This window comes from Streptomyces sp. NPDC031497 (genome assembly GCF_055580905.1).
The window spans coordinates 265,638-281,149 of sequence record NZ_JBVIKO010000003.1 but is presented as its reverse complement, the minus strand read 5'-3'; the positions used below and the strand labels follow the sequence as shown (position 1 = coordinate 281,149).

16 protein-coding genes are annotated in these 15,512 nt (G+C 70.7%); 4 read left to right on the top strand and 12 right to left on the bottom strand.

The genetic code is table 11. From position 1 onward, the window contains the following. Positions 1-157: 157 nt before the first annotated feature. A complete protein-coding gene (locus tag ACZ5K7_RS07320) occupies positions 158-1,132 on the bottom strand; it encodes an aldose epimerase family protein (RefSeq protein ID WP_450971530.1) in 975 nt (324 codons plus the stop codon). A gap of 23 nt (positions 1,133-1,155) precedes the next feature. Next, positions 1,156-2,055, bottom strand: a complete 900-nt coding sequence (locus ACZ5K7_RS07315) for an SGNH/GDSL hydrolase family protein (protein WP_351692080.1) — start codon at positions 2,053-2,055, stop codon at positions 1,156-1,158. 253 nt (positions 2,056-2,308) lie between these two features. Between ACZ5K7_RS07315 and ACZ5K7_RS07310 the strand changes: the two genes are divergently transcribed. Further along, the gene (locus ACZ5K7_RS07310; RefSeq protein ID WP_351692083.1) at positions 2,309-2,803 is read left to right on the top strand and encodes a DUF3145 domain-containing protein; all 495 of its coding nucleotides are present in this window, start codon (positions 2,309-2,311) and stop codon (positions 2,801-2,803) included. A 199-nt stretch (positions 2,804-3,002) separates the two neighbouring features. Here the strand turns inward: ACZ5K7_RS07310 and fabF are convergent, their stop codons facing one another. The 5 genes from fabF to ACZ5K7_RS07285 form a co-directional block, all read right to left on the bottom strand. Then, entirely contained in the window at positions 3,003-4,265 is a 1,263-nt protein-coding gene (gene fabF / locus ACZ5K7_RS07305; RefSeq protein WP_351692086.1) for a beta-ketoacyl-ACP synthase II, read from the bottom strand. Between the two features lie 116 nt (positions 4,266-4,381). Beyond that, positions 4,382-4,630, bottom strand: coding sequence for an acyl carrier protein (locus ACZ5K7_RS07300; protein WP_351692089.1), 249 nt, complete (start codon positions 4,628-4,630; stop codon positions 4,382-4,384). Between the two features lie 91 nt (positions 4,631-4,721). Then, on the bottom strand, positions 4,722-5,753 hold the full coding sequence (locus tag ACZ5K7_RS07295; RefSeq protein WP_351692092.1) for a ketoacyl-ACP synthase III: 1,032 nt from the start codon (positions 5,751-5,753) through the stop codon (positions 4,722-4,724). A gap of 17 nt (positions 5,754-5,770) precedes the next feature. Continuing rightward, on the bottom strand, positions 5,771-6,691 hold the full coding sequence (locus ACZ5K7_RS07290; RefSeq protein ID WP_468911456.1) for an ACP S-malonyltransferase: 921 nt from the start codon (positions 6,689-6,691) through the stop codon (positions 5,771-5,773). 89 nt (positions 6,692-6,780) lie between these two features. Next, positions 6,781-7,986 (bottom strand): PucR family transcriptional regulator, encoded by a 1,206-nt coding sequence (locus tag ACZ5K7_RS07285; RefSeq protein WP_351692098.1) that lies wholly within the window; start codon positions 7,984-7,986, stop codon positions 6,781-6,783. Between the two features lie 73 nt (positions 7,987-8,059). Between ACZ5K7_RS07285 and ACZ5K7_RS07280 the strand changes: the two genes are divergently transcribed. Further along, on the top strand, positions 8,060-8,713 hold the full coding sequence (locus ACZ5K7_RS07280; RefSeq protein ID WP_468911997.1) for a pirin family protein: 654 nt from the start codon (positions 8,060-8,062) through the stop codon (positions 8,711-8,713). Positions 8,714-8,918: 205 nt separating this feature from the next. Here the strand turns inward: ACZ5K7_RS07280 and ACZ5K7_RS07275 are convergent, their stop codons facing one another. Together ACZ5K7_RS07275 and ACZ5K7_RS07270 are read right to left on the bottom strand one after the other, a co-directional pair. Beyond that, positions 8,919-9,743 carry a serine hydrolase domain-containing protein gene (locus ACZ5K7_RS07275; RefSeq protein WP_468911452.1) on the bottom strand — a complete coding sequence of 275 codons (825 nt, stop codon included), beginning with the start codon at positions 9,741-9,743 and terminating at the stop codon, positions 8,919-8,921. Positions 9,744-9,762: 19 nt separating this feature from the next. After that, positions 9,763-10,233: a GNAT family N-acetyltransferase gene (locus tag ACZ5K7_RS07270; protein ID WP_468911449.1), complete on the bottom strand. Its 471-nt coding sequence runs from the start codon at positions 10,231-10,233 to the stop codon at positions 9,763-9,765. 106 nt (positions 10,234-10,339) lie between these two features. Between ACZ5K7_RS07270 and ACZ5K7_RS07265 the strand changes: the two genes are divergently transcribed. After that, a complete protein-coding gene (locus ACZ5K7_RS07265; protein ID WP_351692106.1) occupies positions 10,340-10,807 on the top strand; it encodes a MerR family transcriptional regulator in 468 nt (155 codons plus the stop codon). 7 nt (positions 10,808-10,814) lie between these two features. Here ACZ5K7_RS07265 and ACZ5K7_RS07260 read toward each other — a convergent pair whose 3' ends face one another. The 3 genes from ACZ5K7_RS07260 to ACZ5K7_RS07250 form a co-directional block, all read right to left on the bottom strand. Continuing rightward, on the bottom strand, positions 10,815-11,675 hold the full coding sequence (locus tag ACZ5K7_RS07260) for a DUF4429 domain-containing protein (RefSeq protein ID WP_468911446.1): 861 nt from the start codon (positions 11,673-11,675) through the stop codon (positions 10,815-10,817). A gap of 67 nt (positions 11,676-11,742) precedes the next feature. Further along, positions 11,743-12,960, bottom strand: coding sequence for an alpha/beta hydrolase (locus ACZ5K7_RS07255; RefSeq protein WP_468911443.1), 1,218 nt, complete (start codon positions 12,958-12,960; stop codon positions 11,743-11,745). 119 nt (positions 12,961-13,079) lie between these two features. Then, positions 13,080-13,715 carry a TetR family transcriptional regulator gene (locus tag ACZ5K7_RS07250; RefSeq protein ID WP_468911441.1) on the bottom strand — a complete coding sequence of 212 codons (636 nt, stop codon included), beginning with the start codon at positions 13,713-13,715 and terminating at the stop codon, positions 13,080-13,082. Positions 13,716-13,781: 66 nt separating this feature from the next. On the opposite strand from ACZ5K7_RS07250, the gene ACZ5K7_RS07245 reads away from it, so the two are divergent. Beyond that, complete coding sequence (locus ACZ5K7_RS07245; protein ID WP_468911439.1) at positions 13,782-15,401, top strand: MFS transporter; 1,620 nt, start codon at positions 13,782-13,784, stop codon at positions 15,399-15,401. Positions 15,402-15,512 lie beyond the last annotated feature (111 nt).

The window sequence follows — 15,512 nt, the reverse complement described above, 5'->3', positions numbered from 1 at the left end:
CCGGGTGTTTGTGAAGGGTTCGTACGGGATACCTGTGAGGTGGGCGATCACCGGCCGTCGTCTCACCGGCGCGGCTAAGGTCTGGTGTGGGACCAGTCCCCCTTGAGCAGCCCCGGTCCGGGACCTGACCCCTGGACCGGGGCTTGCGGTTGGCCCGTCAGTCCCGCACCCCGAAGCCGTACACCGTCTCCGAGCGGTACACCGTGCCCGGGTCGAGGCGGGTGCTCGGGAACTCCGGGCGGTTGGGGGAGTCCGGGAAGTGCTGGGTCTCCAGGGCGACGCCGTCGCCCGGGGCGAACGGACCGCTCAGGTGCTCGGCCGTGTAGAGCTGGACGCCGGGCTCGGTGGTGGCCACGGTGAGGGTGCGGCCGGACGTCGGATCGTGCAGCTCGGCGATCTCGGCGGGGGAGTCCGTGACCCCCTTGTCGAGGACCAGGTTGTGGTCGTAGCCGGAGCCCACCTTGCGGGCCGTACGGAAGTCGAAACGGGAGCCGGAGACGTCCGCCAGGACCCCGGTCGGGATCAGGTCGCCGTCGACGGGGGTGTACCGGGAGGCGGCGATCCGGAGTTCGTGGCCGCCCGCGTTCCCGGAGCCCGCGAGGTTGAAGTAGCTGTGGTTGGTGAGGTTCACCACGGTCGGCGCGTCGGTGACCGCCTCGTAGGAGACACGCAGCGCGCCGGACGCGTCCAGCGTGTACGTCACCGTGAGCTCCAGCCGCCCCGGGAAGCCCTCCTCGCCGTGCGGGCTCACCCGCGTCAGCCGTACCCCGTGCTCGACGCCCTCGACCTCCCACACCCGCTTGTCGAAGCCGCGAGCGCCGCCGTGCAGGGAGTTGGGCCCGTTGTTCGGCTCCAGGGCGTAGGTCACGCCGTCCAGCGGGAAGCGGGCGTGTGCGATCCGGTTGGCGTACCGGCCGACCAGGGCGCCGAAGTACGGGCCCGGGTGCTCCAGATAGCCGTCCAGGCCGGCGAACCCCAGCACCACGTCCGCCGTCCGCCCGTCCCGGTCCGGTACCTCCACCGACTGCACGATGCCGCCGTACGACAGGACCCGCACCCGGGTCCCCGCGCGCTCCAGCGTCCAGCGGTGCACCTCGGTGCCGTCGGAGAGTGTGCCGAAAAGTTCGCTCATGGGGGAAACCCTAAGCCAAGGGTCTAGTCCACCGGGTCCTTGCCGGTGATGGTCCGGTAGGCGATCGCGGCGAGCTTCGACTGGCCGTCGGTGCTCGGATGGAACCAGTCCCAGTGACTCAACTGATCCGTGCCGAAGCGGTACTCGTACACCGCCCCGCCGTCGAAACGGCACCGGCGGTCCTTGGCGCAGACCTGCGCCAGCACCTTGTTGTAGTCCTCGACCCGCTGCTGCACCCGGTCCCGGCGCACGGTCGCCGCGCTGGTCAGGTTGTCCGCGTCGGCCAGCATCGACGGGCAGATGCCCAGCTTCCAGATCTGCTTGCCCAGCGGACTGGTCCGCCCCTGCGACCACAGCCGCTTCAGATTCGGCACGCTCGACACGTACACCTGCGTCTTCGGCAGCGACTTCCGCAGGGTGCCCAGGGCATCCTCGAACTGGGCGCGGAAGTCCGCCACCGAGGTCATCGCCCGCACCGACGTACGGCACGCGTCGTTCGCCCCCGCCATCACCGTCACCAGCTGCGGCCTGTGCCTGACCGCGTCGGCCATCTGCCCGGACAGGTCGGCCATCCGGGCGCCGGTCACCGCGTAGTTCCAGCTGTGGTCCGCCGCCTTCGCCCGCCCCAGCAGCCGCACCGCCAGGCTGTCCACCTGGTCGCTGGTGCCGGTCGCCCAGGACACCTCCGGGCAGTCCGAGAGCACCGTGCACGCGTCGAAACCGCGGGTGACGGAGTCGCCGACGGCCGCGATCGAGGCCGGGCTGCGGTCCCACACCGGCACGGTCCGCACGGCACGCGTCCGGCCGCCGTCGCCCCCCGAGGAGGAACCGCCGATCACGTCGCATCCGGCCAGCCCCAGCACGGCGGTCGCGGCGACGACACCGATCAGGGCACGCGAACGCCGGCGTCGCTGCTTCCGCATACCCCGCTGGTCCTCTCCGTCGGCTGATTCGTCCCCCTTCATAACAACGCACGGGAGTTCCCACCCCCCGCCCTGCAACGGTCCACCCCCGTACAAGCGTCCCCCTGGGTGAATGGCGGGGGTTTCCTGGCTGTGGGACCGACGGTACGTCACACTCCTTGCGCCGCCGCACGGTAGCCTCGCCATCAACGCGGCCGTCGTGCCACTGCCGCCAGCCAGCCAGCAAGATGTCCCGCTCTGCCCGGAGGTTCCGGTGACGACACGTGGAGTTCTGTACGTGCACTCCGCGCCGCGCGCGCTGTGCCCGCACGTCGAGTGGGCCGTCGCCGGGGTGCTAGGCACGCGCGTCAACCTCGACTGGATCCGGCAGCCCGCGGCGCCCGGCACCTGGCGCTCCGAGTTCTCCTGGCAGGGCGAGGTCGGCACGGCCTCCAAACTGGCCTCCGCGCTGCGCGGCTGGCACCTGCTGCGCTTCGAGGTCACGGCCGAACCCTGCGCGAAGGCCGAGGGCGAGCGCTACAGCTGCACTCCCGACCTCGGCATCTTCCACGCGGTCACCGGGATCCACGGCGACATCCTGATCCCGGAGGACCGCCTGAGGGCCGCGATGACCCGCTCACAGCGCGGGGAGACCGACCTGGAGGCCGAGATCTCCAGACTCCTCGGCAAGCCCTGGGACGACGAACTGGAGCCGTTCCGGTACGCCGGCGAAGGCGCCCCGGTGCGCTGGCTCCACCAGGTGGTCTGACGCCGGATGCCGTCTGCGGCGCCGTCGTGGCTGAGCGCGCAGTTCCCCGCGCCCCCAGAAGACCAGGGGCGAGCGCCCCTTTAGGGGCGCGGGGAACTGCGCGACAAGCCCCCACCGGCGGGTCAGCCGACAACGAAACGCAAAGTGGCCCGAACTCCGACAGGGAGTCCGGGCCACACGCCGTTCAGGGCGACGAACCTCACACGGTCCTGAAGGCAAGCGCCACGTTGTGCCCACCGAACCCGAACGAGTCGTTCAGCACGGCGATCCGCCCCTCGGGCAGCTGACGCGCCTTGCCCGACACGACATCCGCGTTGACCTCGGGGTCGAGGTTGTCCAGGTTGATGGTCGGCGGAGCCGTGCGGTTCACCAGCGCCAGGATCGACGCGACGGTCTCGATCCCCCCCGCACCGCCCAGCAGGTGACCCGTCATCGACTTGGTCGCCGAGATGGCCATGTGGTCGACGTCGTCGCCGAACACCTTCCGCAGCGCCTTGATCTCGGCCACGTCACCCTGCGGCGTCGACGTCGCGTGCGCGTTGACGTGCACGATCTCGGCCGGCTTCAGATCCGTGTTGTCGAGCAGGTTCTGCAGCGCGTGCGCGATGCCGTTGCCCGACGGCTCCGGCTGCGTGATGTGGTGCGCGTCGGCGGAGATGCCCTGCCCGACCGCCTCGACGTAGATCCGCGCCCCGCGCGCCTTCGCGTGCTCCTCGGACTCCAGGACGATCACGCCCGCGCCCTCACCGAGGACGAAGCCGTCACGGCCGGAGTCGTAGGGTCGCGATGCACCCTGGGGGTCGTCGTTGTTCTTGGACATCGCCATCATGTTGCCGAACGCGACGATGGGCAGCGGGTGGATCGCCGCCTCCGTACCGCCGGCCACGACGATGTCCGCACGCCCGGTGCGGATCATCTCGATGGCGTACCCGATGGCCTCGGCGCCGGAGGCGCAGGCCGACACGGGCGTGTGCACACCGGCCCGCGCACCCAGCTCGATACCGACGTTCGCGGCCGGCGAGTTGGGCATCAGCATCGGCACGGTGTGCGGGGAGACACGGCGTACGCCCTTCTCCTTCAGCACGTCGTACTGGTCGAGCAGGGTCGTCACACCGCCGATGCCGGAGGCGATGACGGCGCCGACCCGGTCGGGGTTGGCGGACGAGTCCTCACCGGCCTTGGCGGTGAAACCGGCGTCCTTCCAGGCCTCCTGGGCGGCGATCAGCGCGAACTGCGCGGACCGGTCCAGCTTGCGGGCCTGCGGACGCGGGATGATCTCGCCCGGTTCGACGGCGATCTGCGCCGCGATACGGACGGGCAGCTCGGCCGCCCAGTCCTGCTCCAGGAGGCGGACACCGGACTTGCCGGCGGTCAGGGCCTCCCAGAACGAAGCTGCGTCGCCACCCAGCGGTGTGGTTGCGCCGATACCGGTGACGACCACGGTGCGATTGGTCGGGCTCACGGGAATTCTTTCTCCAACGGATACGGGATTCGACGGCGCCACCGCCGGGTGGCGGGGCCTCGCAGTCCGGGAACCTGCCGGGTACCCGGGCATGCGGCCCGGGACCCGGCGGGAACTCAGTCCTGGTGCTTGAGGATGTAGCTGGTGGCGTCCCCGACGGTCTTCAGGTTCTTGACGTCCTCGTCCGGGATCTTGACGTCGAAGCGCTCTTCGGCGGCGACGACGACCTCGACCATGGACAGCGAGTCGACGTCCAGGTCGTCGGTGAAGGACTTGTCCAGCTGGACGTCCTCCACGGGGATCCCGGCGATCTCGTTCACGATCTCGGCGAGACCGTCGACGATCTCCTTCTCAGTGGCGGCCATGTCAGGCGCTCCTTCTTAGATGTTCCAGACGGTTGCTGCGGTGTTGCTGGCGGCGATTCCGGTACCGGATGCATGATCCGGCACGGAGTGCCTAGGGGAGGGTAACGACAGTGGCGGCGTAGACGAGACCCGCCCCGAACCCGATGACGAGCGCGGTGTCGCCGCTCTTCGCCTCGCCGGTCGCCAGGAGCCGCTCCATCGCGAGCGGGATCGAGGCGGCCGAGGTGTTGCCGGTGGTGCGGATGTCACGGGCGACCGTGACGTGCTCCGGCAGCTTGAGAGTCTTCACCATCGAGTCGATGATCCGCACATTGGCCTGGTGCGGGATGAAGACGTCCAGGTCGTCCGCGCTGATCCCGGCCGCGTCCAGCGCCTGCTGAGCGACCTTCGCCATCTCGAACACGGCCCAGCGGAACACCGCCTGGCCCTCCTGCGTGATCGCGGGGAACTTGATGTTCCCGGCGCTGTCGAGGGGGAGGTTGGTGACGTCGCCGACGTGGAACCGGTCCCAGGGCACGGTCTGCTTGATGGTCTCCGACTTGTCGCCCTCGGAGCCCCACACCGTCGGGCCGATCGCCGGCTCCTGCGAGGGGCCGACCACGACCGCGCCCGCGCCGTCACCGAACAGGAAGGCCGTGGCCCGGTCCTCCAGGTCGGTCAGGTCGCTGAGCCGCTCCACGCCGATCACGAGCACGTACTCGGCGGAACCCTCCACCACCATGCCCTTGGCGAGCGTCAGGCCGTAGCCGAAGCCCGCGCAGCCGGCCGAGATGTCGAAGGCGGCCGCCTTGTCGGTGCCCAGCTTGTCGGCGATCTCGGTCGCCACCGCCGGGGTCTGGCTGAAGTGCGAGACCGTCGAGACGACCACGGCGCCGATCTGCTCGGCGGCGATGCCCGCGTCCGCGATCGCCTTGCCGGACGCCTCGATCGACATCGCGGCGACCGTCTCCTCGGGGCCCGCCCAGTGCCGGGTCTCGATGCCGGAGCGCGACCGGATCCACTCGTCGGACGAGTCGATGGTCTCCAGGATCACCTCGTTGGGCACCACGCGGGTCGGGCGGTAGCCGCCGACGCCGAGGATGCGCGCGTACGGCGCACCCTTGCTGGGCTTGATCTTCGACATCGCAGTGGGCTCCTAATTCAGCTGTGCTCGGCGATGAGCTCGCGGGCCGCGTCGAGGTCGGCGGGGGTCTTCAGGGCCAGCGTCTTCACTCCGGGCAGCGCGCGCTTGGCCAGGCCGGTCAGGGTGCCGCCGGGGCACACCTCCAGGAGGGCGGTCACGCCGAGCTCCTTGAAGGTCTCCATGCACAGGTCCCAGCGGACCGGGTTGGCGACCTGCCCGACCAGCCGCTCCACGATCTCGTCGCCGGAGGTGACGGCCCGCCCGTCCCGGTTGGAGACGTAGGTGAGCTTCGGATCGGCGGGGATGAGCTCCTTGGCGGCCTCGGCCAGCTTGTCGACCGCGGGCGCCATGTGGCGCGTGTGGAAGGCGCCGGCGACCTTGAGCGCGACGACCTTGCGGACACCCTCGGGCTTGTCCTCGCTCAGCGCGGCGAGCTGCTCCAGGGTGCCGGCGGCCACGATCTGACCGGCGCCGTTGATGTTCGCCGGGGTCAGGCCCAGCTTCTCCAGGTGCGCGACCGACACGTCCGGGTCGCCGCCGAGCAGCGCCGACATACCGGTCTCGGTGATCGCGGCGGCCTCGGCCATCGCCATACCCCGCTTGCGGACCAGGCGCAGCGCGTCGGTGTCGTCCAGGACACCCGCGAAGGCGGCGGCGGTGATCTCACCGACACTGTGCCCCGCGACCGCGCCCGGCGCGATGTCCGTCATGGCACCGAGTGCCGCGCCGGACAGGAGACCGGCGGCGACGAGCAGCGGCTGCGCGATCGCGGTGTCCCGGATCTCGTCCGCGTCGGCGTTCGTGCCGTAGTGCACCAGATCGAGCCCGATGACGTCGGACCATTCACGCAAACGGTCCTGGGCACCGGGGAGTTCGAGCCAGGGGGTCAGGAAGCCGGGCGTCTGGGCGCCCTGGCCGGGAGCGACGAGTACGAGCACTCTCACACTCTCTCTTGGGGAGCCCCACGGCCGCCCGTGGGGACAAGGACGAAGAACACGAGGGGGTTTTGTGGACCCCCGACAAAATCCTATGGCTGGGGATCTCCATCGACCAGACGCCCCAGGATCAGTGCGATCCGCAGCGTGAAGGCGGATCGTACATCGGACGGTGACCATCCGGTGACGTCAGTCACACGTCGAAGCCGGTAGCGCACGGTGTTCGGGTGGACGAAGAGCATGCGGGCCGCGCCCTCCAGGCTGCTCGCCTGTTCCAGATAGACGCTCAGTGTTTCCAGGAGCGCCGAGCCCGCTTCTTCCAGCGGTCTGTAGATCTCCTCCACCAACTGCTCGCGCGCGCCCGGATCACCCGCCATGGCGCGCTCCGGAAGCAGATCGTCCGCCAGCACCGGCCGCGGCGCGTCCTGCCAGGCGGAACAGGCCTTCAGCCCCGCGGCGGCGGCCTGCGCGGACCGGGTGGCGGCCAGCAGATCGGATACCACGGGCCCCGCGACCACCGGCCCGGCGGCATAGGGCCCGATCAACGACTTGGCGACGGCCAGCGGGTTGTCGTTGCCGCCCGCGATGACCACGAGCCGGTCCCCGAGCACCCCGGTGAGCACCTGCAGCTTGGCATGCCGGGCGGCCCGCCGGATGGCCTCGACGGTCAGCTCACTGTCCCCGTCGGGCGCCGTACCGAGCACGACACACACATGCTCGGGCGAGTTCCACCCCAGTGCGGCGGCCCGGCTCACCGCCCCCTCGTCGGCCTCCCCGCTCAGCACCGCGTTGACGACCAGCGACTCCAGCCGGGCGTCCCAGGCACCCCGTGCCTCGGCGGCCTGCGCGTACACCTGGGCGGTGGCGAAGGCGATCTCCCGGGCGTAGACCAGCAGCGCCTCCCGCAGCACCCGCTCGTCGCCGGGGGCCGCCACCTCGTCGATGGCGCTCTCCATGACCTCGATGGTCGTCCGCACCATCTCCACGGTCTGCCGCAGCGTGATCGCCCGGGTCAGCTCGCGAGGGGCGGTCCCGAAGACGTCCGTCGAGATCGCCTGCGGAGCGTCGGGATGCCGGAACCACTCGGTGAAGGCCGCGATACCCGCCTGGGCGACGAGCCCGATCCAGGAGCGGTTCTCCGGGGGCATGGCCCGGTACCACGGCAGGGTCTCGTCCATCCGCGCGATGGCCTGGGCGGCGAGGCTGCCGGACGACTTCTCCAGCCGCTTCAGGGTCGCGGAGTGCTGGTGGACTGCATGAGCCGAGGGGTCGGACTTGCGCGTTACGGGTTCGGGCACGGGGACAAGACTGCCTTATCCGGACGGGAGCATGCGCCGCCGGGTGCCGACTGCGGTCTACGGTGGTCCCGTGATGGACGTACGGCGCGCGGCGAAGCGCTACCCCGGGGGAGACCAGGCGACCGGAATCGAGTCCCGCCACGCCTTCTCCTTCGGGCCGCACTACGACCCCGACAACCTCCGCTTCGGCGCGATCATCGCCTGCAACGAGGAGCGCCTGGCGCCGGGCGCCGGCTTCGACGAGCATCCGCACAGCCACACCGAGATCGTGACCTGGGTGGTGGAGGGCGAGCTGACCCACCGCGACTCGGAGGGCAACGAGACGGTGGTCCGGCACGGTGATGTGCAGCGGCTGAGCGCTGCGGGGGGCGTCCGCCACGTGGAGCGCAACGACGGGGCGGAGCCGCTGGTGTTCGTCCAGATGTGGCTGGCCCCGGTACGCCCCGGCGGGGAGCCGTTGTACGAGATCGTCCGTGGCATCGCCGACTCGACGCCGTACGCCGTCCCGGAGGCCGCGGCGATGCTGCACGTCCGCCGACTGGGGGCGGGGGAGCGGACGGCGGTCCCGGACGGGGCGTACGTGTACGCGCATGTGGTGCGTGGGGAAGTGCGGCTGGGGGGCGAGGAGTTGGGGCCGGGGGATTCGGTTCGGGTGGTGGGGGCTGAGGACTTGGAGGCGGAGGGTGTGACAACGGCCGAGTTGTTGCTGTGGGAGATGGCCGAGTAGCACTTCGGCTGCGGGCCGGTGGGGGCCGTTCGCGCAGTTCCCCGCGCCCCCAAAGGGGCCTCCTCAGCCGCGGGCGGTCGTGCCTCCCCCAGAGCTCGAAAGGCCTGGGGGGACCCCAGGCGGCACGGGTGGGCGCTGGGGGTACCCCCTCTGGGGGAGGCACCCTGCAAGCGCCGGTAGGCGTCCCCACCCGCCCCGGCCGACCTCAGCCGCGCAGCTCCGTCAGCAGCGAGTCCGTGAACGGCGGCCACGCGTCGACCGCCCAGGGGCCGAACGCCCGGTCCGTGAGGGCCACGGACGCCACCCCCGCGTCGGGGTCCACCCACAGGAACGTCCCCGACTGGCCGAAGTGGCCGAAGGTGCGCGGCGAGGACGAAGCCCCCGTCCAGTGCGGGGACTTACCGTCCCGGATCTCGAAGCCCAGACCCCAGTCGTTCGGGTTCTGGTGGCCGTACCCCGGCAACACGCCCTTCGTCCCGGGGTATTGGACGGTCAGCGTCGCCTCCGCCACCGTCCGCGGGTCCAGCAGCCTCGGCGCCTGCAACTCCGCCGCGAAGCGGAGCAGGTCGGAGACCGAGGAGACGCCGTCCTTCGCCGGTGACCCTTCGAGAGACGTCGACGTCATGCCCAGCGGTTCGAGGACCGCCTGCCGCAGATACTCGCCGAACGGAATCTCCGTCGCCTTGGCGACATGGTCCCCGAGCACCTCGAACCCGGCGTTGGAGTACAGCCGCCGTTCCCCGGGCGGTGCCGTCACCCGGTGCTCGTCGAAGGCCAGCCCCGAGGTGTGCGCGAGCAGATGCCGGACCGTCGACCCCTGCGGCCCGGCCGGCTCGTCGAGCTCGACCGCCCCCTCCTCGTACGCGACGAGCACCGCGTACGCGGCGAGCGGCTTGGTCACGGAGGCCAGCGGGAAGCGCTGCCCGGCCGGACCGTGGGTGCCCAGGACCGTCCCGTCGGCCCGTACGGCACCCGCCGCCGCGGTGGGGACCGGCCAGTTCTCGATCAACGCAAGGCTCTGCAAGGACATACCGACGAGCCTAAGCCGATCAGAGCGTCAGGATCATCGTGGGGTCCGGCTTGTGGACGAAGCCGAGCGCGGCGTAGAGGGGCTCGGCCTCGGGCGACGCGGTCAGCATGACCTGCCCGGCGCCCCGCTCGCGGAACCAGGCGAGCAGTTCCGCCATGCACGCGCGCGCGTACCCGCGACGGCGTGCGTCCGGGTCGGTGGCCACGCTGAAGACGTACCCGGAGTGCCCGTGCGGACTGGACGCCTTGCCGATCCGGTAGTCGAGGGTCCCGACGACCAGCGCGGCCAGCGCCCCCGGCCGGTCCGGGTGGTCGACGACGAACGCGGCGAAGTCCCCGTCCGGCTCGCCCAGCCGCTCCCGGAGCCCCGGCAGCGCCAGGGCGTGCCAGTGGGTGGAGGCGTCCCCACCGGGCAGTGCGTCGATCATGATCTGGCGCAGACGCAGCACTTCTGGTGCGTCCTCGGGCCTGGCGCGGCGTACGAGACTCATATCCGCGCACGGTAGTCAGCGGCCGTCCCCCGCGTCGCGCGGATTTCTCACCGTCTTCCCGGGTTCTGCTTGCTTCGAGCGCACTCCAAGGTCATAGCGTTGGGTCATGACGGTGATGCAGACCTCGACCGCGGCCCCCACTCGGCAGTCCGACCGCGCACCCGCCGACATCTGTTCCGCGCCGCCCCGCCGGCATCCGCGCCCCGAGGGCCAGGACCACTACACGATCAGCGAGGTCGTCGCCTTCACCGGACTGACCGCGCACACCCTGCGCTGGTACGAGCGGATCGGGCTGATGTCCCACATCGACCGCTCCCACACCGGCCAGCGCCGCTACAGCAACAGCGACCTGGACTGGCTGGACTTCGTGACCAAGCTCCGGCTGACCGGGATGCCGGTGGCGGACATGGTCCGGTACGCGGAGCTGGTGCGGGCGGGCGACGGCACCTACCAGGAGCGCCGGGAGCTGCTGGAACAGACGCGCAGGGACGTCCTGGGCCGCATCGCCGAGCTGCACGACACGCTGTCGGTGCTGGACCGGAAGATCAGTTTCTACGGGACGGGCGGGAGCTGAGGCGCCCTCAGAGCTCCGCCAGCAGTTCCGCCTTCTTCGCGGCGAACTCCTCGTCGGTGACCAGCCCCGCCTGGTGCAGTTCCCCGAGATGGCGAATCCGCTCCGCGATGTCGGCGGGGTCCCGACGTCCTGCCGACGACGGCAGCGCGGCCCCGCCCTTCGCCCGTACGGCCTCCAGGACCGCCGCGGCGAACGGCAGCGACTCGTGCACCGGCCCGTACCCGAGCCCGAACACCACGGTCGCCGGATCCTGGTCGGCCGGGACCGCCGGCCCCGCCCCCGTGAGGTCCCCGCGGCGCAGCAGTCGTAGATGCCCCTCGAAGACCTCCGGGGACCGCCACTCCACACCCCCCAGGTCGGCCACGGCGAACCGCTGGTCGCCGGCCTTCCACTTGGACGTCGACGCGCCCGTCCACGACCAGCGGAAGTGCACGGCCTTGCCGTCGAAGCTCGCCTTGCCGTCGTACGCCTTGAACTGCCGGGGCGCCTCGGGCGCGGCCACCAGGAACCTTTCGGCCGGTTCGGACCCGGACTCGGTGAGCAGCGGTCGTAGTTCGTCGGCGTAGTACTCCGCGAGGGTCTCCCGCTCGGCGGGGAGGACGAGCCGGTAGGGGTCGCTGCCGTCCTTCAGCTGCCCGGCCGCCGCCTCCATCAGCGGATCCGCACCGGGGCGGGGCTCGGCCCGCAGGACGACCGTGCCGCGTTTGCCGGGAGTGAGCGTGACCCCCGCGAGCGCGGCGAACGGCACCCGGCGTTCCCCCAGCGCCTGGAAGAGCTTGGGTGTTCGAATCCCCCGTTCGTAGCGGATGAGCACGGAGTCGGACTCGAACTCCCAGGCGGCATGAAATCCGGCCAGTACGTCACCCATGCGGCTCATCGTATGCGGCACGTGCTTCTCAGTCCCATCCCCGCGCATACCGCACTTCCTGCTGTCTCTACGCGCGTCCGGCCGTCGACGTGCCGGACAAACCCGCCCGGCACCCGTCATCGTCGTGGGCGCACGTCACCGCGCCGTACGCGCCAACCCCGATGTCGGCGAGGTTGCGCAGGCTGTCCGTGCCCGGCTCGAAGTAGCCGGCGTGTCCCTGTGCGTCGTGCGCCGACAGCACCCGCGCCCCGAAGGAGGAGGAGACGGGGTCGGCACCGTGGCCGAGTCCGCCGAACTCCATGTAGGGGACGTCCTGGATCCAGTCGGTGGTGTCCCGCATCGCCCACACCCGGGCGGAGGTGCCCAGGTGAGAGGCGCTTTCGACCCGCATCCCGGGGCTGGCGGCCACCGCTATGTCGGACACCCGGTCCGGCATGCCGTGCGCGGCCACCCCGCAGACCACGGAACCGTAGCTGTGGCAGAACATCGACACCGGTGCCGTGCCGGGCAGCGCGCGCAGCAGCGCGTTGAGGCGTACGGCGCCCTGCTCGGCGGCCGTGCCGGTCGCCGCGCCCACGCCGAGCCCGTCGGGCGCGGTGTAGTCGGCCCAGGCGATCACCGCCGTACGGGTCGCGGGGCCGGCCGTGTGCTCCGCCTTGTACAACGCCTTGGCCATGCCGACCGGGGCGGTGTACTGACGGTTCGTCCGCTGGAAGGTGAGCAGGTCGGTGTCGACGCCGGGGACGACGACGGAGATCCGCTCGGCCCTGGTGAGGTCGCCGAACACCTCGGCGACCCGCCCGCTGCCGTCCGGGTCGAAGGCGAGGATCTGCCGGCCCTTGGCCATCAGCGCCTCGTAGCGGTGCATCCGGCGGCCCGCGTCCTGTTGTCCGGCCGCGGTGAGCCGTGGGTCGTGCATACGTTTCTTCTCGACGGCGCGCTGCTGGTCGAGGGCGATGTGGTTGGCCCGGTAGCGCAGGCCGGCCGGGGCGCCGTTCATGTTGCCGACCGCGAGCGGGTAGCGGTGCGCGAGCCGGTCGCGCTCCTGCACGGTGAGCGTGGCGAAGAAACGGGTGAGCAGCGCGGGGGACGCCTCCGGGTCCGGCAGGTGGAGACCGTGCACGCTGCCGTGCTCCCACTTGTCGAGGGAGGTCTGCAGGGCGGTGGTCTCGCGGTGCGCGCGCATGGCCGTCCAGCCGGTGGTCGCGAGCATCACGAACACCACGGCCAAGGCCAGCAGCGCGCGCCAGACGTTCAGTGGCGGGGAGGTGTCGAAGGAAGTCACTGGGAGGACACACTAGGAGAACGAAGGGGTCTCGCGGTAACTGAGTGACAGTTATCACGTTTCGGCAAACGTGCGGCCGATGTTGGCTCCTGCGGTCCCTCTCGGCTCTCGCGAGCCTCTCAGCTCTCGCGGCCCTCTCGCCAGTTCCCGGTGAGCGCCGGTCCCACCTGGTCGAGGTACGACGCGGTGAGTTCGCGGAGCGCCGTGACGCCGAAGTCGTCGCCGACCGACCAGTGGCGCTCGGTGACCCGGATGACCGCGCCGAACACGGCGACCACCAGCCGGGGCCGCGGGTCGGTGTCCGGGTCGACGCCCTCCCGCTCGGCGACGATCCGCGCGATCTCCTCCTCCGTCTCCGACTGGCGTCGCAGATGCGCGGCGAACAGGACCGGCGTCGCCTCGATCATCTTGTACGTGCGCATCAGCAGTTCCACCGGGACGTACCGCTCGACGGCCTCCTCGATGCTGTCCCAGCTGTCCATGACGGACCGGCGAAGCGCCTCCAGCGGGGTCTCCTCGGCCGGGCGCCGGCGCACCGCCTCGACGTAGTGCGCCTCGGTGAGCCGGGGCACGAAGAAGGCCACGTCCTCCTTGCTGGCGAAGTAGCGGAAGAAGGTGCGCTGCGAGACGTCGACGGACTCGACGATCTCGTCGACGGTGGTGTGCTCGTAGCCCTGGGTCACGAACAGCTCCAGCGCGTTGCGCAGCAGCGCGTCCCGGGTGCGCTGTTTCTTGCGTTCGCGCAACGTTTCCATGCCTGACAGTTACTGACTAGTGATTTGGTTTGTCAACTGTCAGCGGCTGTCACTAGCCTGGATCGTATGACTAGTCAGACCACGATCGACACGGCGGGGTCGGGGGACGCAGCATCTACAGCCCTGCCGGAGCGGCCGCTGGCCGCCGGCCTGCGCGGCCACCCCTGGTTCACCCTGATCACCGTCGCCGTCGGGGTCATGATGGTCGCCCTCGACGGCACCATCGTGGCCATCGCCAACCCGGCGATCCAGAAGGACCTCGGTGCCACCTTCGCCCAGGTGCAGTGGATCACCAACGGCTACTTCCTCGCCCTCGCGGTCTCCCTGATCACCGCGGGCAAGCTCGGTGACCGCTTCGGCCACCGGCAGACCTTCCTGATCGGTGTCGTCGGCTTCGCCGCCGCCTCGGGCGCCATCGGCCTGTCCGACAGCATCGGCCTGGTCGTCACCTTCCGCGTCTTCCAGGGCCTGTTCGGCGCGCTGCTGATGCCGGCCGCGCTCGGCCTGCTGCGGGCCACCTTCCCGGCCGAGAAGCTCAACATGGCCATCGGCATCTGGGGCATGGTCATCGGCGCCTCCACCGCGGGCGGCCCGATCCTCGGCGGTGTGCTGGTGCAGCACGTCAGCTGGCAGTCGGTGTTCTTCATCAACGTGCCGGTCGGCCTGATCGCCCTGGTCCTGGGCGTGCTGATCCTGCGCGACCACCGTGCCGAGAACGCCCCGCGCTCCTTCGACCTGCTCGGCATCGGCCTGCTCTCCGGCGCGATGTTCTGCCTGGTCTGGGCGCTCATCAAGGCGCCGAGCTGGGGCTGGGGCGCCGGCCTGACGTGGACGTTCATCGCCGCGTCCGTGCTGGGCTTCGCCCTCTTCGCCTTCTGGGAGACCAGGGTCAAGGAGCCGCTGATCCCGCTCACCCTGTTCCGCTCGGTCCCGCTCTCCGCGGGCGTGGTCCTGATGGTCCTGATGGCCATCGCCTTCATGGGCGGCCTGTTCTTCGTGACGTTCTATCTGCAGAACGTGCATGGGATGGACCCGGTCGACGCCGGCCTCCACCTCCTGCCGCTCACCGGCATGATGATCGTCGGCTCCCCGCTGGCCGGCGCCGCGATCACCAAGCTCGGCCCGCGGATCCCGCTGGCCGGCGGCATGGCGGCCACCGCGATCGCCATGTACGGCATGTCCACCCTGAAGGCGGACACCAGCAGCGGCGTGATGTCCATCTGGTTCGCCCTGCTCGGCCTCGGCCTCGCGCCGGTCATGGTCGGCGCCACCGAGGTCATCGTCGGCAACGCGGCGATGGAGCTGTCCGGTGTGGCCGGCGGTCTCCAGCAGGCCGCGATGCAGATCGGCGGCAGCCTCGGTACGGCCGTCCTGGGCGCCGTGATGGCCTCCAAGGTCGACAGCGACCTGCCGGGCAACTGGGCCGACGCGGGGCTGCCGAAGCTGACCGACGCGCAGCTGGCGCAGGCCTCCGAGGCGGTGCAGGTCGGTGTCGCGCCGGTCGCCAAGGGGACGCCCGCGGAGATCGCCGCGAAGATCTCCGACGTCGCCCACGACACGTTCATCTCCGGCATGAGCCTCGCCTCGCTGGTCGCGGCGGGTGTGGCGGCGGTCGCGATCCTGGTCGCGCTGTTCACCAAGCGCGGCGAGAACGCGGACGCCGGTGCGGGAGTCGGACACATCTAGCGCAACACGCCGGGCCGATATGTCCGGTTTCCTGAGGTGAAGTTCGCCTATCAGGGTGACTCCGCTAAAGATTCCTCGCCCTCGGCACGCGTCGCAGGTCACAGTGGGTCA